The sequence below is a fragment of the Streptomyces sp. NPDC006610 genome, assembly GCF_040611575.1.
GTDB lineage: Bacteria > Actinomycetota > Actinomycetes > Streptomycetales > Streptomycetaceae > Streptomyces.
This window is the reverse complement of the sequence record NZ_JBEXOP010000006.1, coordinates 129,843-147,380: the sequence shown is the minus strand read 5'-3', so window position 1 is coordinate 147,380 and position 17,538 is coordinate 129,843. Positions and strand designations below refer to the sequence as shown.

19 protein-coding genes are annotated in these 17,538 nt (G+C 73.9%); 7 read left to right on the top strand and 12 right to left on the bottom strand.

Going from position 1 to position 17,538, the window contains the following annotated elements; translation table 11 throughout:
• Window positions 1–20 precede the first annotated feature (20 nt).
• Entirely contained in the window at window positions 21–839 is an 819-nt protein-coding gene (pssA, locus tag ABZY13_RS07335; RefSeq protein ID WP_356627966.1) for a CDP-diacylglycerol--serine O-phosphatidyltransferase, read from the top strand.
• Between the two features lie 97 nt (window positions 840–936).
• Here pssA and ABZY13_RS07330 read toward each other — a convergent pair whose 3' ends face one another.
• A complete protein-coding gene (locus ABZY13_RS07330; RefSeq protein WP_356627965.1) occupies window positions 937–2,073 on the bottom strand; it encodes a glycerate kinase in 1,137 nt (378 codons plus the stop codon).
• 196 nt (window positions 2,074–2,269) lie between these two features.
• On the opposite strand from ABZY13_RS07330, the gene ABZY13_RS07325 reads away from it, so the two are divergent.
• Window positions 2,270–2,761, top strand: coding sequence for an NUDIX hydrolase (locus ABZY13_RS07325; RefSeq protein WP_356627898.1), 492 nt, complete (start codon window positions 2,270–2,272; stop codon window positions 2,759–2,761).
• 67 nt (window positions 2,762–2,828) lie between these two features.
• Here ABZY13_RS07325 and ABZY13_RS07320 read toward each other — a convergent pair whose 3' ends face one another.
• Window positions 2,829–3,026 (bottom strand): DUF2191 domain-containing protein, encoded by a 198-nt coding sequence (locus tag ABZY13_RS07320; RefSeq protein ID WP_356627897.1) that lies wholly within the window; start codon window positions 3,024–3,026, stop codon window positions 2,829–2,831.
• Window positions 3,027–3,105: 79 nt separating this feature from the next.
• Between ABZY13_RS07320 and ABZY13_RS07315 the strand changes: the two genes are divergently transcribed.
• Together ABZY13_RS07315 and ABZY13_RS07310 are read left to right on the top strand one after the other, a co-directional pair.
• Window positions 3,106–3,843, top strand: a complete 738-nt coding sequence (locus tag ABZY13_RS07315) for a Sir2 family NAD-dependent protein deacetylase (RefSeq protein WP_356627896.1) — start codon at window positions 3,106–3,108, stop codon at window positions 3,841–3,843.
• A gap of 98 nt (window positions 3,844–3,941) precedes the next feature.
• The gene (locus tag ABZY13_RS07310; protein ID WP_356627895.1) at window positions 3,942–4,796 is read left to right on the top strand and encodes an endonuclease/exonuclease/phosphatase family protein; all 855 of its coding nucleotides are present in this window, start codon (window positions 3,942–3,944) and stop codon (window positions 4,794–4,796) included.
• Window positions 4,797–4,847: 51 nt separating this feature from the next.
• Here ABZY13_RS07310 and ABZY13_RS07305 read toward each other — a convergent pair whose 3' ends face one another.
• From ABZY13_RS07305 to ABZY13_RS07295, 3 genes are all read right to left on the bottom strand, one after another.
• Entirely contained in the window at window positions 4,848–5,351 is a 504-nt protein-coding gene (locus tag ABZY13_RS07305; RefSeq protein WP_356627894.1) for a methylated-DNA--[protein]-cysteine S-methyltransferase, read from the bottom strand.
• 35 nt (window positions 5,352–5,386) lie between these two features.
• Window positions 5,387–6,868: an AlkA N-terminal domain-containing protein gene (locus ABZY13_RS07300; protein WP_356627893.1), complete on the bottom strand. Its 1,482-nt coding sequence runs from the start codon at window positions 6,866–6,868 to the stop codon at window positions 5,387–5,389.
• A 362-nt stretch (window positions 6,869–7,230) separates the two neighbouring features.
• Window positions 7,231–9,141, bottom strand: coding sequence for a heavy metal translocating P-type ATPase (locus ABZY13_RS07295; RefSeq protein WP_356627892.1), 1,911 nt, complete (start codon window positions 9,139–9,141; stop codon window positions 7,231–7,233).
• A gap of 67 nt (window positions 9,142–9,208) precedes the next feature.
• Here ABZY13_RS07295 and ABZY13_RS07290 point away from each other — a divergent pair, with 67 nt between their 5' ends.
• From ABZY13_RS07290 to ABZY13_RS07280, 3 genes are all read left to right on the top strand, one after another.
• Window positions 9,209–9,571 carry a metalloregulator ArsR/SmtB family transcription factor gene (locus tag ABZY13_RS07290; RefSeq protein WP_356627891.1) on the top strand — a complete coding sequence of 121 codons (363 nt, stop codon included), beginning with the start codon at window positions 9,209–9,211 and terminating at the stop codon, window positions 9,569–9,571.
• A gap of 426 nt (window positions 9,572–9,997) precedes the next feature.
• Window positions 9,998–10,480 (top strand): hypothetical protein, encoded by a 483-nt coding sequence (locus ABZY13_RS07285; protein WP_356627890.1) that lies wholly within the window; start codon window positions 9,998–10,000, stop codon window positions 10,478–10,480.
• Window positions 10,481–10,744: 264 nt separating this feature from the next.
• Window positions 10,745–11,425 carry a CAP domain-containing protein gene (locus ABZY13_RS07280; protein WP_356627889.1) on the top strand — a complete coding sequence of 227 codons (681 nt, stop codon included), beginning with the start codon at window positions 10,745–10,747 and terminating at the stop codon, window positions 11,423–11,425.
• A gap of 39 nt (window positions 11,426–11,464) precedes the next feature.
• Here the strand turns inward: ABZY13_RS07280 and lpdA are convergent, their stop codons facing one another.
• The 7 genes from lpdA to ABZY13_RS07245 all read right to left on the bottom strand — a co-directional run bounded on the left by lpdA (window position 11,465) and on the right by ABZY13_RS07245 (window position 17,507).
• The gene (gene lpdA, locus ABZY13_RS07275; protein ID WP_356627888.1) at window positions 11,465–12,886 is read right to left on the bottom strand and encodes a dihydrolipoyl dehydrogenase; all 1,422 of its coding nucleotides are present in this window, start codon (window positions 12,884–12,886) and stop codon (window positions 11,465–11,467) included.
• 135 nt (window positions 12,887–13,021) lie between these two features.
• Complete coding sequence (locus ABZY13_RS07270) at window positions 13,022–13,303, bottom strand: DUF6343 family protein (protein ID WP_356627887.1); 282 nt, start codon at window positions 13,301–13,303, stop codon at window positions 13,022–13,024.
• A gap of 35 nt (window positions 13,304–13,338) precedes the next feature.
• On the bottom strand, window positions 13,339–13,764 hold the full coding sequence (locus ABZY13_RS07265) for a CBS domain-containing protein (RefSeq protein ID WP_356627886.1): 426 nt from the start codon (window positions 13,762–13,764) through the stop codon (window positions 13,339–13,341).
• A 23-nt stretch (window positions 13,765–13,787) separates the two neighbouring features.
• The gene (locus ABZY13_RS07260; RefSeq protein WP_356627885.1) at window positions 13,788–14,429 is read right to left on the bottom strand and encodes a phosphoribosyltransferase; all 642 of its coding nucleotides are present in this window, start codon (window positions 14,427–14,429) and stop codon (window positions 13,788–13,790) included.
• Between the two features lie 233 nt (window positions 14,430–14,662).
• On the bottom strand, window positions 14,663–15,181 hold the full coding sequence (locus tag ABZY13_RS07255) for an O-acetyl-ADP-ribose deacetylase (protein ID WP_356627884.1): 519 nt from the start codon (window positions 15,179–15,181) through the stop codon (window positions 14,663–14,665).
• Window positions 15,178–16,587, bottom strand: a complete 1,410-nt coding sequence (locus tag ABZY13_RS07250) for an NAD(P)/FAD-dependent oxidoreductase (RefSeq protein WP_356627883.1) — start codon at window positions 16,585–16,587, stop codon at window positions 15,178–15,180. Before ABZY13_RS07250 ends, ABZY13_RS07255 begins: the two co-directional genes overlap by 4 nt.
• Before the next feature lie 74 nt (window positions 16,588–16,661).
• Window positions 16,662–17,507, bottom strand: coding sequence for an inositol monophosphatase family protein (locus tag ABZY13_RS07245; protein ID WP_356627882.1), 846 nt, complete (start codon window positions 17,505–17,507; stop codon window positions 16,662–16,664).
• Between the last annotated feature and the right edge of the window lie 31 nt (window positions 17,508–17,538).

Below are 17,538 nucleotides of genomic sequence, written 5' to 3'. Positions count from 1 at the left end.
CGGAGACACGCACCGGCTGGGTGCCGGAGGCCGCGGCGGAGGACGACGAGGAGGAGATGCCCCTCTCGCTCCGCCTGTCGATAGCCGACACGCTGACCCTGGGCAACGCCACCTGCGGCTTCATGGCGGTGTACTTCACCACCACCGGCATCCTGATCCCGCACCTCACCGGCAGCCAGGAGACCGGCATGGCCCGCCACAGCGCGGCCACGGCGGTCATCCTGATGCTCTGCGCGGCGGTCTTCGACCTGTTCGACGGCCTGGTCGCGCGCAAGCTGCGCTCCTCCCCCATGGGCGCCGAGCTGGACAACCTGTCCGACCTGATCAGCTTCGGCCTCGCCCCGGCGTACTTCGTCCTGGTCTACGGCATGGTCGCGGACGACGCGCACCAGCGGGTGGCCGCGGTCGGGGCGATCGTCGTCCTGCTCGCCGTGGTCCTCAGACTGGCGCGGTTCTCCTGCGTGACGGTGAAGGACGGCACGTTCCAGGGCATGCCGAGTCCCTTCGGCGCGCTGACGGTCGTGGCGATCGTGCTGCTGGAGCTGCCGTTCGTGGCGACGCTCCTGGCCATCCTGGGCACCGCGTGGCTGATGGTGAGCCGCGTCGAGTACCCGAAGCCGCGGGGACGGCTGGCCGGGGCGATGCTGTCCTGGATCGTCCTGAGCATGGGCCTGCTGGTGGCGTGGGCCTTCGGCGCCCCCAGCGGCCAGCTCCTGCTCCAGACGGGCTGCGCCCTGCAGCTGGTCATGGGCGCGGTGATCCCCCTGTTCGCCACGGCCCGCCGGGTGAACAACTTCCGCGACAACCGCCGCGAGGCGCGGGCGGCGCAGGTGCCGTAGCCGTAGCGGCCGCGCACCACGGAGTACCACCGAGAGGGCCCCGAACCGGAGATCCGGTTCGGGGCCCTTCGCCGTCCGCCCCCGCGGGGGCGCAGGGTCACACGAGGCAGTCGCGGGCGATGCGCTCCGCCACCCGCTCCAGGATGGGCCCCGCCTCGGCGATGCACGTGGCGACGTCCGGCTCGGCCTCGGTGAGCGGGTAGGCGCGCCGGATGCCGGCCGCCTCCAGCACCGTCGGGTCGAGGGCGAGGCGTCCGCACACGGCGACGACGTCCTTGCCGGCGGCGCGGGCCGCGGCGGCGACGCCGGCCGGGGCCTTGCCGTGCAGGGTCTGCTCGTCGAGGGAGCCCTCGCCGGTGATCACGAGGTCGGCCCGCGCCAGCTCGGGGGCGAAACCGAGGACGTCGAGCATCACCTCGATGCCGGGGCGGAAGCGGGCGCCGAGGAGCAGCGCGCCGTACCCGATGCCGCCGGCGGCGCCCGCGCCGGGCGAGGCGGCGTATTCGGCGGCGCGCGGCCCGACGGACTCCTCCAGCACCTCGGCGAAGTGCCCGAGGGCCGCGTCGAGGGCGGCGACGTCGTCCGGAGAGGCGCCCTTCTGCGGGCCGTACACCGCGGGGGCGCCCTTCGGGCCGGTGAGGGGGTTGTCGACGTCGCTGGCGAGCACGAGGTCGACCCCGGACAGCCTCGGGTCCAGCCCGGACAGGTCGGCGGAGGCCAGCGCGGCCAGCCCGCCGCCTCCCGGCGTCACGGGCTCCCCGTCCGCGGTCAGCAACCGCGCCCCGAGCGCGGACAGCATCCCCGCACCGCCGTCGGTGGTGGCGCTGCCGCCGACGCCGAAGACGATCGTGCGCGCCCCCGCGTCGAGCGCGGCGCGCAGCAGTTCGCCGGAGCCGTACGTGGACGCCGTCAGCGGGGCGAAGACCCCGGCGGGCAGCCGCTGGAGGCCGCTGGCCTCGGCCATCTCCACGACGGCGGTGTCCCCGCGCAGGGCGAAGGCCGCGGTGACCTCGTCCCCGAGGGGCCCGGTGACCCGTGCCTCCCGCCGCTCGAACCCGGCGGCGAGGGCGGCGGCCACGGTGCCGTCCCCGCCGTCGGCCACGGGCAGGGCCGTCACGTCGAGGCCGGGCAGCACCCGCCGCAGCCCCGCCGTCACCCGCTCGGCTACCTCTACGGCCGTCAGCGAGCCCTTGAACTTGTCCGCGGCGATGAGCACCCGACGGGCACCGTCCACAGCGTCAGCCACTTCTCATTCCCCTTGCTCTACGGCCCCGCGCACGTCGGCGGGGCCAGTCGCGCCGCAGCGACCTTAACCGCCGCCCGCCCCGGCCGTCATGCCCCTGCCCAGCCCGTGGAACCGACGGGTCGCCGCCGCCCGGCCCCGTGACGGGACGAGCGGCCTCGTCGTCCGGGCTGGTTACCCTTCCGGGGTGACCACTCTCGATTACGCCGCCTACATCGCCGGCCTGCCCCGCGTCCTCGCCGGCGCCGCCGTGCTCTTCCGGGACTCCGAGGGGCGGGTGCTGCTCGTGGAGCCCAACTACCGTCAGGGGTGGGCGCTTCCGGGCGGAACCGTCGAGTCCGACGACGGGGAGTCCCCGCGGCAGGGGGCGCGCCGGGAGACCGCGGAGGAGATCGGCCTCGACCGGGAGCCGGGGCGGCTGCTGGCCGTGGACTGGGTGCCGGGCACGGGCCGGCCGCCGCTGGTGGCGTACCTGTACGACGGCGGCGTCCTCGGCGACGAGGACTTCGGGGCGATCCGTCTCCAGGAGGAGGAACTGCTGTCCTGGCGGCTCGTGCCCCGCGAGGAACTGGCCGAGCGTCTGCCCGGAGCGCTGGGGCGCCGCGTGCTGGCCGCCCTCGACGTGCTCGCCGAGGGCGCGGGAACCGTCGAGTTGGAGAACGGTCACCGGGTGGGCTGACCCGTCGTCGGGGAGCAGCCCGTCGGGCGCCGGCCCGTCGGCCGTCGGCCTGCCGGACGTCGGGCCGTCAGCCCTCTTCCCTGGGTTTGACGTCGATCTCGCGCAGCGCCTCGTCGCGCGCGGCGATCCGCGCCTCGGTGCGGTGCCCCTTCTCGATGTAGTCGCGCAGCACCAGCGACACGGCGTCCTGGGGGTTGCCGACACCCGACAGCACCATGGTCTCCACGACGAGTTCGGCGTCGAGGGACACGTTGACCTTTGCCATGCCGCGGACCCTAGCACCACCGTCCGGCCACCGGATGTCCGTTCGCCGCCCCGCACGGGCACGGCCTACCCTCGGCCGCATGACCAAGCCCCTCGTCGCCGTCCTCAGCGGCGCCGGCATCTCCACCGACTCCGGCATCCCGGACTACCGCGGGCCGGGCGGGGTGTGGCGCAAGGACCCGGAGGCCGAGAAGCTCGTCACGTACGAGTACTACATGGGCGATCCGGAGATCCGGCGCCGTTCCTGGCGGATGCGGCGCGCGACCGGGACGCTGCGCGCCGAGCCGAACGCCGCCCACCGGGCCGTGACGGAGCTGGAGCGGTCGGGCGTGCCGGTGAGGGTGATCACGCAGAACGTCGACGGCCTGCACCAGGCCGCCGGAATGCCCGCCCGCAAGGTGCTCGAACTGCACGGCAGCGCGCGCAGCGTGGTGTGCACCCGGTGCCATGCCCGCGGGCCCATGGAGGACGCCCTCGCCCGGGTCGACGCCGGCGAGGACGATCCGCCCTGCCTGGAGTGCGGGGGCGTCCTGAAGCCCGCGACCGTGATGTTCGGCGAGCGGCTCGACCCCGTCGTCCTCGGCGACGCCCTCGCCATCAGCAAGGCCTGTCAGGTCTTCATCGCCGTCGGCACGAGCCTCCAGGTCCATCCCGCCGCCGGCCTCGCCGGGGTCGCCGTCGACCACGGGGCCCGCCTCGTCATCGTCAACGCCGAGCCCACGCCGTACGACTCGATCGCCGACGAGATCGTGCGGGAACGCATCGGGACGGCGCTGCCCGGGCTGCTGCGGCGGCTGAGCGCAGGGGGCGCGCGGTGAGCGGGCGCCGACGGGGCACCGCGAGCCGGTGAGGCGGATGCCTCTAACCTCGTGCAGAGGGACGTCGGTCGTCATCGGAAATCCACGTCGAGGAGGCGATGGTGCTCGGAAGGGGCATGTGGTTGCTCGTGGGCGCCGTGTTCGTGGCCTGTGTGGTGCTCGTCGGCCCCAGCGCGCCGGGCGGCGCCCGCTTCCCCGGGTCGGCGGCCGGTGAGGCCAGGGACGTGGTGCCGAACCGCGTCATGACGTGGAACCTCTGCAACCCCTGTGAGGTGGGCGCCGCGGAGCAGGCGGCGGAGATCGCCGCGTACGCGCCCGAGGTCATTGGATTCCAGGAAGCGTGCCAGGGCCACGTCGAGAGGATCCGCGACCTTCTGGCGAGGCGTTTCGGGCTGGTCTACCACGTCGAGTACGGGACGGTCCTGCGCAATTGGGGCCGCTGCGGTGGAGTGCCGTGGCGTCCGGGGGCCTACGGCCAGGCGATCCTGTCCGCGGCGCCGATGACCGACCGCGTCAACGTGGAGTATCCCGACGGGGGTTCCGAGGACCGCGGGTACGTGGCGGTCACCACCATGGTGGGCGGCCGGCCCACCCGGGTCTTCAACACGCACCTCGCCGAGCGCCGTCAGGAAGCGGTCCGGGCGGACCAGGTCGGCGTCCTCGCCACCGCCGTCGCCCGGCACGACCGCGCGATCGCCCTCGGCGACTTCAACGCCGTGCCGTACGCCCCCGAACTCGCCGGGATGTGGGCACTGGCCACGGACACGGACCCCCGGTGTCACCCCTCGTCCGGCGGCGCCTGCGCGACGACGACCGACTGGGAGAGCAAGTTCGACTACATCTTCGTGCGCGGCATCGTCCCGCGCGAGCACGGCGTGCATCCCACCCCGCACTCGGACCACCACCTGGTCCGCGCCGACCTGGGTGGTCCGGAGCCGAGCCCGGACTCGTAGGGTCCGGGCTCCTGCGCGTCGGGACCCGTACGCGTCGGGGCTCGCGGGCGCCTAGAACAGCGCCGTACCCCGCTCGAAGTCCAGCAGGCGCTGCTTGCGGGGCAGGCCGCCGCCGTAACCGGTGAGGCCGCCCGTCGCGCCGACGACGCGGTGGCAGGGGACGATGATGCCGATCGGGTTCTTGCCGTTGGCCAGCCCGACGGCGCGGGACGCCCGGGGGTTGCCGAGCGCGGCGGCCAGTTCGCCGTAGGAACGGGTCTCGCCGTAGGGGATGCGGAGAAGCTCCGACCAGACGCCGCGCTGGAACGGCGTGCCGTTCAGGCGGAGTTCGAGGGTGAACTCCTTCAAGTCTCCCGCGAAGTAGGCCTCCAGCTGTTCCTCCGCCTCGGCGAAGGGGGACGCGTCGGGCCTGCCGAAGGACTCCTCCGGGGGGCGGTGGCGCTGGTCGGTCATGTAGAGGCCGCACAGGACGCCGTCCTCGGCGACCAGGGTGAGGGGGCCGTAGGGGCTGTCGATCACCGTGTGCCGCTTGGTCGTCGTGCCGGTCCTGCTCATCGGGTTCCTCTTGCTCGTCCTGTTCATCACGTGCCTTACACCGGGAGGAAGTTGATGGGGTGGTCGTCCGTCGCCCACAGGTACTGGACCGCGTACGCCCGCCAGGGCCGCCACGCCTGTGCCCGCGCCGTCAGGGCCGCCGGGGTCGACGGCAGGCCCAGGTCGCGGGCCGCGCGGCGGATGCCGAGGTCGGTGGGGAGGAAGGCGTCGGGGTCGCCTAGGGCGCGCATGGCGATGACGTCGGCCGTCCAGGGGCCGAAGCCGGGGAGGGCGAGGAGCCGGGCGCGGGTCTCGGGCCAGTCGCTCTCGACGCCCAGGTGCAGGGTGCCGTCGGCCAGTTGCGTGACGAGGGTGGTGAGGGTCGCGCGGCGGGTCCGGGGCATGGCCAGGGCCTCGGGGGCCAGGGACGCCAGCGCCTGCGGTGACGGGAAGAGGTGGGTCAGACCGCCCTCGGGGTCGTCCACCGGGTCGCCGTGCGCGGCGACGAGGCGGGCCGCGTGCGTGCGGGCGGCCGCCGTGGAGACCTGCTGGCCCAGCACCGCCCGTACGGCGAACTCCGCCTCGTCCACCGTGCGCGGGACCCGGCGGCCGGGCGCCTTGTCGACGAGCGGGGCGAGGACGGGGTCGGCGCGCAGCCGGTCGTCCACCGCGACCGGATCGGCGTCGAGGTCGAGCATCCGGCGGCAGCGGCTGATCGCCACCGGCAGGTCGCGCAGGTCGGCGAGGGTGAGGCGGCAGGCGATGTGGTCGGGGCGCGGGGTCAGGGCGGCGATTCCGTGGCCGTGGGGCAGACGGAGGGTGCGACGGTAGGCGCCGTCGCGCCACTCCTCGACGCCCGGTACCGCGGTGGCCGCGAGGTGGCCGAAGAGGTTGTCGGGGTTGAGGGGGGTGCGGAACGGCAGCCGCAGCAAGAGGGCGCCCGGGGCGGCGCCGGCCCCGGAGCGGGGCGCACGGTCGCGCAGGCCGCTGGGGGTGAGGGCGAAGACCTCGCGGACGGTGTCGTTGAAGGTGCGGATGGAGGAGAAGCCGGCGGCGAACGCGATCCGCGCCATCGGCAGCGTCGTCGTCTCGATCAGCAGGCGGGCGGTCTGGGCGCGCTGGGCGCGGGCCAGGGCGAGCGGTCCCGCGCCCAGTTCGGCGAGGAGCTGGCGTTCGATCTGGCGGGCGCTGTAGCCGAGCCGGGCGGCGAGGCCGGGGACGCCCTCGCGGTCCACGACGCCGTCGGCGATCAGCCGCATGGCACGGGCGACCAGGTCGGCGCGCCGGTTCCACTCCGGGGAGCCGGGGCTGGTGTCCGGACGGCAGCGCTTGCACGCCCGGAAACCGGCCTGCTGGCAGGCCGCCGCACTGGGGAAGAACGTCATGTTCTCCGGCTTGGGCGGCACGACCGGGCAGCTGGGACGGCAGTAGATGCGGGTGGTCAGGACGGCCGTGAAGAACCAGCCGTCGAACCGCCCGTCCTTCGACTGGACGGCGCGCACGCAGCGCTCGGTGTCGGTGTGCATCGCCCTCTGCATGCGTCCAGCATGGGCGACCGGCGGCCCGCTGGCTGGCGGGAATCCGACATCGTCCTCGCCGGGCCAGCGCGTCCGTGTGCCGCCGCGAGGTCGGTGAACGGTCCACGGCCGACGGTACGCATGCACGGCATCATCGGATCCGCGCGGCGGCCCTTGACCGGCTCGGGCGCAAGGCCGCCGGCACAGAGGTGGAGCCGCCGGCACGAGGGCGGGGCCGCCGCCGGCACGCGGTGGGGCCGTCGGCACGGTGCGGCTCGCCACGCCGACGCCCGTGCCGGCCCGCAGCGGCCCTGCGGACCCCCGGGACCCGTGCGGCCCCGGCGACACGGCCGGGACCGCCCGGCCCTGCCGGGCGGCCCGGCTCAGCCCGTGGCCGCGCGCCGCCACGCCGACTCGCGCAGCAGCCGCAGGCCGTTGAGGCCGACCAGGACCGTCGAGCCCTCGTGGCCGGCGACCCCCAGCGGCAGCGGGAGGTGGCCGATCAGGTCCCAGGCGACGAGCACGGTGATGAAGGAACCGGCGATCACCAGGTTCTGGACCACCAGACGCCGGGCGGCGCGGGAGAGCCGTACGGCCGCCGGCACCGCGGTGAGTTCGTCGCGTACGACGACGGCGTCCGCGGTCTCCAGCGCGAGGTCGGAGCCCGCGCGGCCCATGGCGACGCCGGTGTGGGCGGCGGCGAGGGCGGGGGCGTCGTTGACGCCGTCCCCGACGAACAGGACCTTGCGCCCGGCGTCCTGGAGGTCGCGCACGGCCCTGACCTTGTCCTCGGGGAGCAGTTCGGCGCGGACGTCGGTCAGTCCGGTCGCCGTGGCGACCCGGGTCGCGGCGCGCAGGTTGTCTCCGGTGAGCAGGACGGGCGGGGCGCCGGTGACGGCGGTGAGCGCCGCGGTGGCCGCGGGCGCGTCGGAGCGGATCCGGTCGGTGAGGGCGAGGGCGCCGACGGGGACGCCGTCGCGGGAGACCCGGACGGCCGTCTCGTCGCCCTCGGGGGCGTCCGCGCGGCCGACCTCGATCACGTGTCCCCCGACCACGGCGGTGACCCCGCGGCCGGGCAGCGCCGTGAAGTCCCGGGCGGGCTCCACGGTCAGCCCGCGGGTGCGGGCGGCGGCCACGACCGCGCGGGCCAGCGGGTGCTCGCTCGGGTGCTCGGCCGCAGCGGCCAGCGCCAGCAGCGCGTCCTCGTCGAGCCCGGAGCCCGGCAGCGGGCGTACGGCGGTCACCTCGGGGGTGCCCTCGGTGAGCGTGCCGGTCTTGTCGAGGGCGGCGGTGTCGATCTCGCCGAGGCGTTCCATGGCCACGGCGGACTTGACGAGGACGCCGTGCCGGCCGGCGTTGGCGATGGCGGACAGCAGGGGCGGCATGGTGGCCAGGACGACCGCGCACGGTGAGGCGACGATCATGAAGGTCATGGCCCGCAGCAGGGCGTCGGCCAGTTCCGCGCCGAAGGCGAGGGGAACGGCGAAGACGGCGAGGGTCGCGGCGACCACGCCGACGGAGTAGCGCTGTTCGACCTTCTCGATGAACAGTTGCGTCGGCGCCTTGGTGCGGGACGCCTCCTCCACCAGGGCGACGATCCGGGCGATGACCGAGTCGGCGGGGTCGCGTCCGACGCGCACGCGCAGTGCCCCGGTGCCGTTCAGCGTGCCCGCGAAGACCTCGTCGCCGGGGCTCTTGAGGACGGGCAGGGGTTCGCCGGTGATGGTGGCCTGGTCGACCTCGCCGCTGCCGTCCAGGACCCGGCCGTCGGCGCCGATGCGTTCTCCCGGGCGGACCAGCAGCACGTCGCCGACGGCGAGTTCGGCGGCCGGCACGGTCTCCTCGGCGCCGTCGGGGGTGACCCGGGTCGCGGTGCCCGGGGCGAGGTCGAGCAGGCCGCGCACGGAGTCGGCGGTGCGGGCGGTGGCCAGGGCCTCCAGGGCGCCGGAGGTGGCGAAGATGACGATCAGCAGGGCGCCGTCCAGGACCTGCCCGATGGCCGCCGCGCCCAGTGCCGCGACGATCATCAGCAGGTCGACGTCGAGGGTCTTCTCGCGCAGTGCGCGCAGCCCTTCGAGGGCCGGTTCCCAGCCGCCGGCGACGTAGGCGACGGCGTACAGGGGGCCGTACGCCCAGGCGGGTGCGCCGCCGAGGTCGAGGACGAGGGCCGGCAGGAAGGCCGCCAGGGAGGCGAGCGCCCAGCGGGCCTCGGGCAGGGCGAGGACGCGGGTACGGCGGCGGGGCGGCGCCGGGGTGCGGGCGGGGGACGTGGTGGGAGCGAGAGTCGCGGACACGCGGACACCATACAGGAACACATGAAGACTCGTTCAAGTGTTCATGGGTGATGAGTAGGATGACGCCATGGGTCATGGAGCCGTCACCACCACGCAAGGCGCACCGGAGCGCGTACGCCTCGACGCGGACAACGTCGCCAAGGTGGCCACCACCCTCCAGGCCCTGTCCACCCCGTCCCGGCTGCTGATCCTCGCCCGGCTGCGCGAAGGGCCGCTACCCGCCACGGAGTTGGCCGCCCAGGTCGGCATGGAGCAGTCGGCGTGCTCGCACCAGCTGCGACTGCTGCGCAACCTCGGCCTGGTCGTCGGCGAGCGGCGCGGCCGGTCGGTGGTCTACGCGCTGCACGACCACCACGTCGCCGAACTCCTCGACCAGGCCGTCTACCACGTCGAGCATCTGCGGCTCGGAATCAGCGACGCGACCGAGTAGAGCGGGCCGGCCCAGCGGGCCGAGCGGGCCTCGGACGGACGGAAGACCGCGCCTTCGTCAACCACGCCCCCGCCCGGGAGCCCGAAGTCGCGTCCTGGTGCGAGTGTGGGTGATGACGGACGGGGAAAAACGACCGGTGGGTGGGTTTTTCCGGAACCGGCGAGCAGGCCACCGACCACTTCCAGCCAGAGCTCGATAATTGCTATTATAGGAATTCACCACATGAATTCCGTCAATTGCATTAAATTCACGGCCGCATCCTTCCCGCAGGCCGGTCACCGCATGAACCATTCTTCAGACGCCCGCCCACCCGACCAGAATTCACCCGCCTCCCTCATTCCCTGGATTGGCGCCGGAATTCCCCGGGGATTCCTCGCATTGAGCGTTCCGTTCCGGAGCGCCCCATCGATTCGAGGAGGTCCTCCCGTGGACAAGAACTTCGGCCGCCTGGCCGTCGCTGCCGTTGCGGCCATGCTGCTGGCCGGCGGAACCGCCGCCGGCGCCACCGCGGCCACCGCCGCCCCCACCCAGCACACGCAGGCGGCGGACCTGGAGAACGAGGCCACTCCCCTGGCCGACGCCTCCTTCCCCAAGGGCACCAAGATCTGCAAGAACCAGGCACTGACCTCGGGCAACGGCAGGACCGTGCTGCGCGTGCAGGAGGACGGCAACTTCGTCCTGTACAAGGACGGCCGACCGGTGTGGCAGGCCAAGGACGCCTGGCCGAAGGGCAACTGCGCCGTCTTCCAGGAGGACGGCAACTTCGTCCTGTACGACGCGAACGGCAGGCCGGTGTGGCACTCCAACACCTGGCACAAGGGCGAGCGGCTCGTCGTCCAGGACGACGGCAACGTCGTCATCTACGACGCGAACAACCAGCCGGTGTGGGCCACCAACACCGGGGACTGACCGCCTGACCGCCCCGTCCACGGAGGCGCTCCGCCCGTAGGCCCGGTACGCCCACGGGCGCCGGAGTGCCGCTGCTGAGACGTCGGCAGCGAGCCGGCCGACTGCCGACGCAGGCACGTCCGGGTACCGGAGCGACCCCGGCCGGTACCCGGAGCAGCGGGGGACGAGACGCTCGGCCTCGTCCCCCGCTGCCGTCCCCGCCGCGGTACCGCCGCCGCGCGGGGTACGGCCGGGAACCGCAACCGCACACCCAGAAGGAGGGACATGCCGCACGACGCCGCCCGTCACCGCCGACAGGACCGTGGGCGCCCACGTCCCGTCCGCTCCGCACTGCTGCCCGCCCTGACCGCCGCCGCGGTCGCGGTGACCGCCCTGATGGGCACGGCCGCCTCCCACGAACCGCCCGCGCACGGCCCTCGCTCCCCCACCGCCGGCGCCGGGACGCCGCCGCCGGCTCCCCCCGCTCCCTCCGGCGGCACCACGGCGCCACGGCCGGACACCGCCGGCGAGCGAGCCCGGGTCGTCCGCCTGGTCAACACGGTGCGGTCCAAAGCCGGCTGCCCCGCCCTCGAACTCCACCCGGGTCTCACCAAGGCCGCCCAGAGACACAGCGCCCATATGGCCCGCACCGGAATTCTCTCCCACGACGGACCCGGCGGGACATCACTGGCGCAGCGCCTCGAAGACGTGCGGTACGACGGGCGGAAGGCGGCGGAAAACATCGCCCGCGATTATCCGGACGCCGAGAGCGCCGTCGCCGCCTGGATGAAAAGCAGGCCGCACCGGCACAATATTCTCTCCTGCGCATTCCGGGAGATCGGCGTGGGAATCACGGCAGATGATTCCGGCGGCAATTCCGGCGGCAATTCCGGTGGAGATTCCGGCTACGGCTCCGGCCACGGATCCGGTCTCTGGTGGACCCAGATCATGGGCGCCCCGCGCTGAGGCGCGACAGTCGCCTCAGCCGCTTCCGTTGCCGGGCGCTCACATATTGATCATGTGACCGGCCAGCCCGTGCACCGCTTCCTTGACGGCCTCGCCCAGCGTCGGGTGGGCGTGGACGTTGCGGGCGACCTCGTGGACGGTGAGGTCCCACTGCTGGGCGAGCGTCAGCTCGGGCAGCAGCTCGGTGACGTCGGGACCGATGAGGTGGCCGCCGAGCAGCTCGCCGTACCGGGTGTCGCTGATCAGCTTCACGAACCCGGTGGCGTCGCCGAGACCGTGCGCCTTGCCGTTGGCGGTGAACGGGAACTTCACGACCTTCACGTCGTGGCCCCGCTCGCGGGCCTGGGCCTCGGTGTAGCCGAAGCTCGCGATCTGCGGCCGGCAGTACGTGGCGCGCGGGATCATCGCGTAGTCGAGCTCCATGGTCTCGGCGTCCGCGAGGGTTTCGGCGGCGACCACGCCCATCGCCTCGGCGGCGTGGGCGAGCATCAGCTTGGCGGTGACGTCGCCGATGGCGTAGATGTGCGGCACGGAGGTGCGGCAGCGGCCGTCGACGTCGATCGCGCCGCGCTCGGTGACGCGGACGCCGGTGTTCTCCAGGCCGTAGCCGGTGACGTTCGGTGCGAACCCGATCGCCTGGAGCACCTTGTCGGCCTCCAGCACCTGCTGCGAGCCGTCCTTGCCGGTGACCGTGACCCGCACCCGTGGCCCCGACTCGTCGATCGACTCGACCCGGGTGGAAGTGAGCACGTCGATGCCGAGACGCCGGTACTGCTTGGCCAGTTCGGCCGAGACCTCGGCGTCCTCCAGCGGGGCCATCCGGTCCAGGAACTCGACGATCGTGACCTTGACGCCGTAGTTGTGCAGCACGTAGGCGAACTCGATGCCGATCGCGCCCGCGCCCGCGATGACGATCGACTGCGGCAGGTCATCGGCCAGGATCTGCTCCTCGTAGGTCACCACGCGCGCGCTGCGCTTGGTGCCGGGCAGCAGCTTCGGGGTGGCGCCGGTGGCGATGACGCAGTGCTCGAAGCCGATGGTGCGCGTCTCGCCGTCGTAGCCGGTGACCTGGAGGGTGTGCGGGTCGAGGAAGGCGCCGCGGCCGTCGTACTCCGTGATCCCGTTCTTCTTCATCAGGTAGTGGACGCCCTTGACCCGGCCGTCGGCGACCTTGCGGCTGCGCCGGAAGGCCTCGCCGTAGTCGAAGGAGATCTGCCCGTCCACCTTGATGCCGAAGGTCTTGGCCTCGCGGGTGACGATGTGCGCCAGCTCGGCGTTGCGCAGCAGGGCCTTGGTGGGGATGCAGCCGACGTTCAGACAGACGCCGCCCCAGTACTTCTCCTCGACGACGGCGACGCGTTTGCCCAGCTGGGCGGCGCGGATGGCGGCGACATAGCCGCCCGGGCCCGCGCCCAGGACCACGACGTCGAAGCGCTCGTCCAGCTCGACCTGCTCGGCCATGCGAAGGTCCCTTCCGGTGTGACGTCCGGTGCGGTGAAGACCGGGGTGCGCGGTGCGCCGGGGCCGGCGCACGGTGCACGGGAATTCTTCCGCTCCGCGCCGGCCCCCGCCACACTGATCGCCATAACGCCGATCTCAGCGACCGCCGCCGGGGCCCCGCTCCGCCCGCTCCTGCCGCATCCGGCGGCGTACGACGAGCGCGTCGACGGCCGCCACCACGGCGAGGGCGCCGCAGGCGACGGCGAGGCCGGTGAGCACGCCGGAGCCCGGGGTGTCGCCGGCGGAGGAGTCGGCGGCCCAGAGGCCGAACAGCACGGCCGCCGCGACGAAAACGGGCAGGAAGACGCCGGTCAGCAGGGCGCGCAGACGCAGCGCGCTGCGTGCGGTGCGCGGCTCGGTTCCGGTGCGCTGGACCACGGTCCGTGTCTCCCCTCGACGGGCGCCGTGCCGCTTCAGTGGTTCGGGACGGCCCGGCTGATGTCGGCCAGGGCGGAGTTCGGGGTCTCGATGGCGGCGAGGTCGCCGAGGCTGACCATGCCGACCGGGCAGCCGCCCCGCTCCACGACGGGCAGTCTGCGCACCGCGTGCCGGCGCATGAGCTGAACGGCGTAGTCGGTGGTGTCCTCGGGGCCGAGGGTGGCCACGGGCGGGCGGGTGCACAGGGAGCCGACCCTGGTGGTGTTCGGGTCGCGGCCCTCGGCGACGGCCCGTACCGCGATGTCGCGGTCGGTGAGGACGCCGAACAGGTCGCAGTCGTACGCCACCAGGACGTCGCCGATGTCCCGCTCCCGCATGATGCGGGCGGCCCGCGCGACGGAGGTCATCGGCTCCACCGTGGCCGCGCCGGGCGACATCACGTCACGTACATGCCTGGTCATGAAATCTCCTGGAGCTGGGAAGGTCAGCCGCCGTGCAGGGCGTCCAGCACTTCTTCGTCGGTCACCTGGTCGAAGTCGTCGTACCAGAGGCCCACCGCGTGGAACGGGCTCGGCCGGGACAGGCACACCACGTCGTCCGCCTCGGCGCGCAGCAGGTCGGACGCCTCGTGCGAGCAGACCGGCGCGGCGACGACGACCCGCTCCGGTTCCTGACGGCGCACGGCCCGCACGGCGGCGCGCGCGGTGGCGCCGGTGGCCAGCCCGTCGTCGACCAGGATCGCGGTGCGTCCGCGCAGGTCGGGCGCTGGTCGGTCCTCGCGGTAGCGGTGTTCCCGGCGGTGCAGTTCGGTGCGCTCGCGCTCCACCACCGGGGCGAGTTCCTCCTCGTCCAGGCCGAGCTGCGCCAGGGCGCGGGCGTCGAACAGCGGCGGCCCGTCGCCCGCGATGGCGCCGACGCCGTACTCCTCGTGGAGGGGCGCGCCGATCTTGCGGACGACCAGCACGTCGAGCGGGGCGCCGAGCGCGCGGGCGACCTCGCGGGCCACCGTGACACCGCCCCGGGGCAGGGCGAGCACCACCGGGTCCGGCAGCGTCCCCTTCTCCTGCAGGATGCGCAGGTGCTCGGCCAGTTCACGGCCGGCATGGGCCCGGTCACGGAAACGCATGGCTGCTGCCCCTTTCCACGTCGGCGCCCACCGCTGGTGCGCCGTGCACCGGGTTTCCCCCGTGCCGTGTCCGACACGTGCCCGTTCGAGGGACCTGTTCGGTCATGCGTCCGAGGGCGGGGGTGCGCAGTACGCCGTCCGGGACGGGAGGGGTGGGCGCGGCGTCGGAACTCGCGGCCGGGAGGTTCGCCAGTGGGGCGCGCGGGGAGGACCCGACGAGCAGGCCGGGCCTGCTACTCGCGCACGCCGGCCCTCGCCGCGAACGCCGCGTACGCCCGCTCGTCGAAGAGCACGAACCGGACCTCCTCGACGGCCGTCCCCGCGGCCCGGACGGTCTCCACGGCGATCCGCGCGGCGTCGTCCATCGGCCAGCCGTAGATCCCGGCGGAGACGGCGGGGAAGGCGACCGTACGGGCGCCCAGCTCGTCGGCGACGCGCAGCGACTCGCGGTAGCAGGAGGCCAGCAGCGCGGAGCGGTCCTCCTCCCGGCTGTACACGGGACCGACCGTGTGGATCACCCAGCGGGCGTCCAGTTCCCCGGCGGTGGTGGCGACCGCGCGGCCGGTGGGCAGGCCCTTGCCGTACCGCGAGGCGCGCAGCCGGCGGCATTCCTCGAGGATGGCCGGGCCGCCGCGCCGGTGGATCGCGCCGTCGACGCCTCCGCCGCCGAGCAGGGAGGAGTTCGCGGCGTTGACGATCGCGTCGACGCGCTGCCGGGTGATGTCGCCCTGGACGAGGGTGATCGCGGTCATGTCTGACGCAGCCTCCGCCATACGGCCTTGGCCGCGTTGTGACCCGACATGCCGTGGACTCCGGGGCCGGGCGGGGCGGCCGAGGAGCAGATGAAGACGGCGGGGTGCGGGGTGGCGTACGGGAACAGGGACAGTTTGGGGCGCAGGACGGTCTGGAGCCCGGAGACCGCGCCCGTGCCGATGTCGCCGCCGACGTAGTTGGCGTTGCGGGCGGCCATCTCGGGCGGGCCCGCCGTGGCGCGGGCGAGGACACGGTCGCGGAAGCCGGGGGCGAAGCGCTCCAGCTGGCGTTCGACGGCGTCGGTGAGGTCGCCGGTCCAGCCGCTGGGGACGTGGCCGTACGCCCAGAAGACGTGCTTGCCCGCCGGGGCGCGGCCGGGGTCCACGACGCTGGGCTGCACGGTGATCAGGAACGGCGGGTCGGGGGCGCGGCCCTCGCGGGAGGCGGCGCGCAGCGCGGCGCCGATCTCCTTGCTGTCGGCGCCGATCTGCACGGTGCCGGCCCGGCGTGCCTGCTCGGCGGTCCACGGCACGGGGCCGTCCAGCGCGTAGTCGATCTTGAAGACGCCGGGGCCGTAGCGGTACCCGGCGTAGTGGCTGCCGAGGCCGGCGATGCGGGCGAGGGCGGTGGGCGAGGTGTCGAAGACGTAGGCGCGCGCGGGCGGCAGGTCGTCGAGGCGTTTGACCTCGTAGTCGGTGTGGATCGTGCCGCCGAACTCCTGGAGCAGCCCGACGAGGGCGTCCGAGACGGCCTGGGAGCCGCCGCGGGCCACCGGCCAGCCGCGGGCGTGCGCGGCGAGGGCGAAGACCAGGCCGATCGCGCCGGTGGCGAAACCGCTGAGAGGGGCCATGACGTGGGCGACCAGGCCGGCGAAGAGGGTCTTGGCCGGTTCGTCGCGGAAGCGGCGGGTCAGCCAGGTGGACGGGGGCAGCCCGGCGAGGCCGAACCGGGCCAGGGTGACCGGGTCGCGGGGCAGCGCGGTCAGGGGCAGGGACATGAAGTCCCGTACCAGCGTGTCCCACTTGGGCAGGAAGGGTTCGACCAGCCGCCGGTACGCGCCCGCGTCGCGGGGGCCGAAGGAGGCGGCCGTCTCGCCGACCGAGCGGGCGAGGACCGCCGCGGTGCCGTCGAGGAAGGGGTGCGCCATGGGAAGCTCGGGGTGCAGCCACTCCAGGCCGTGGCGCTCCAGCGGGAGGGCGCGGAACGCCGGGGAGTTGACGCCGAGCGGGTGGGCCGCTGCGCACGGGTCGTGGTGGAAGCCGGGCAGGGTCAGTTCCTCGGTGCGGGCTCCCCCGCCGACCGTCTCACGGGCCTCGAAGACGGCCACGGAGAAGCCGCGCCGGGCCAGCTCCACGGCGGCGGTCAGCCCGTTGGGCCCCGCCCCCACCACGACCGCATCGAGCATCGACGGCACCTTCGGACCCCTTCGTCAGCCGATGGCCACTGAGCCAGGATATGCCGGAGCACCGACGCTCCGGGTCACTGCGTCGCGCCCAGCAGCCCGGCCACCCGGCGCGCGGTCGCCGCGTCCCTCGCGGCCGTGAACGGCAGGGCGTTGCCCCCGGTGATGCGGAACGGCTCGCCGGTGAGCGTGAGATGGGTGCCGCCCGCCTCCTCGACCAGCAGCAGCCCGGCCGCGTGGTCCCACGCCGCCTCCCAGGAGAAGGCGGTGGCATCGGACTCGCCGCGGGCTACGGCGAGATACTCCAGGCCGGCCGAGCCGCAGGAGCGCGGCGCGACGCCGGGGGTCCACAGCCCGAGCAGGGCGCGCTTTTGCTCGTCGGTCGTGTAGTCGGGGTGCGAGACGGCGACCCTCAGCTCCCGAGCGGGCCGGGCGGGCCCGGCGTACAGGCGCTGCCCGTCGAGGAAGGCGCCCTGTCCTCTGACGGCGGTGGCGAGTTGGTCGCGGGCGGCGGCGTAGGTCCAGGACGCGAGGACCGTGCCGCGCCACGCCAGTGCGACCAGGGTGCAGAATCCGTCGTCGCCGTGCACGAACTGCCGGGTGCCGTCGACGGGGTCGACGATCCAGACCGGGGCAGCGCCCCGTATCGCCTCGTACGACAGGGGGTTGGCGTGCACCGCTTCCTCGCCGACGACCACGGAGCCGGGCAGCAGCCGGCACAGCGCCTCGGTCAGGTGCCGCTCGGCGTTGCGGTCGGCGTCCGTGACCAGGTCGTGCGGCCCGCTCTTCTCGTCGATCTCGTGCGCGGCCAGCCGCCGGAACCGCGGCATGATCTCGGCGGCGGCCGCCTTGCGGACCGCCTCCTCCACGTCGCCGGCATGCCGGGCGAGAAACCCGTCGATGGTTTCACTGTCTTCGATCATGCCTCCATGAGACCACGGGCCACTGACATTC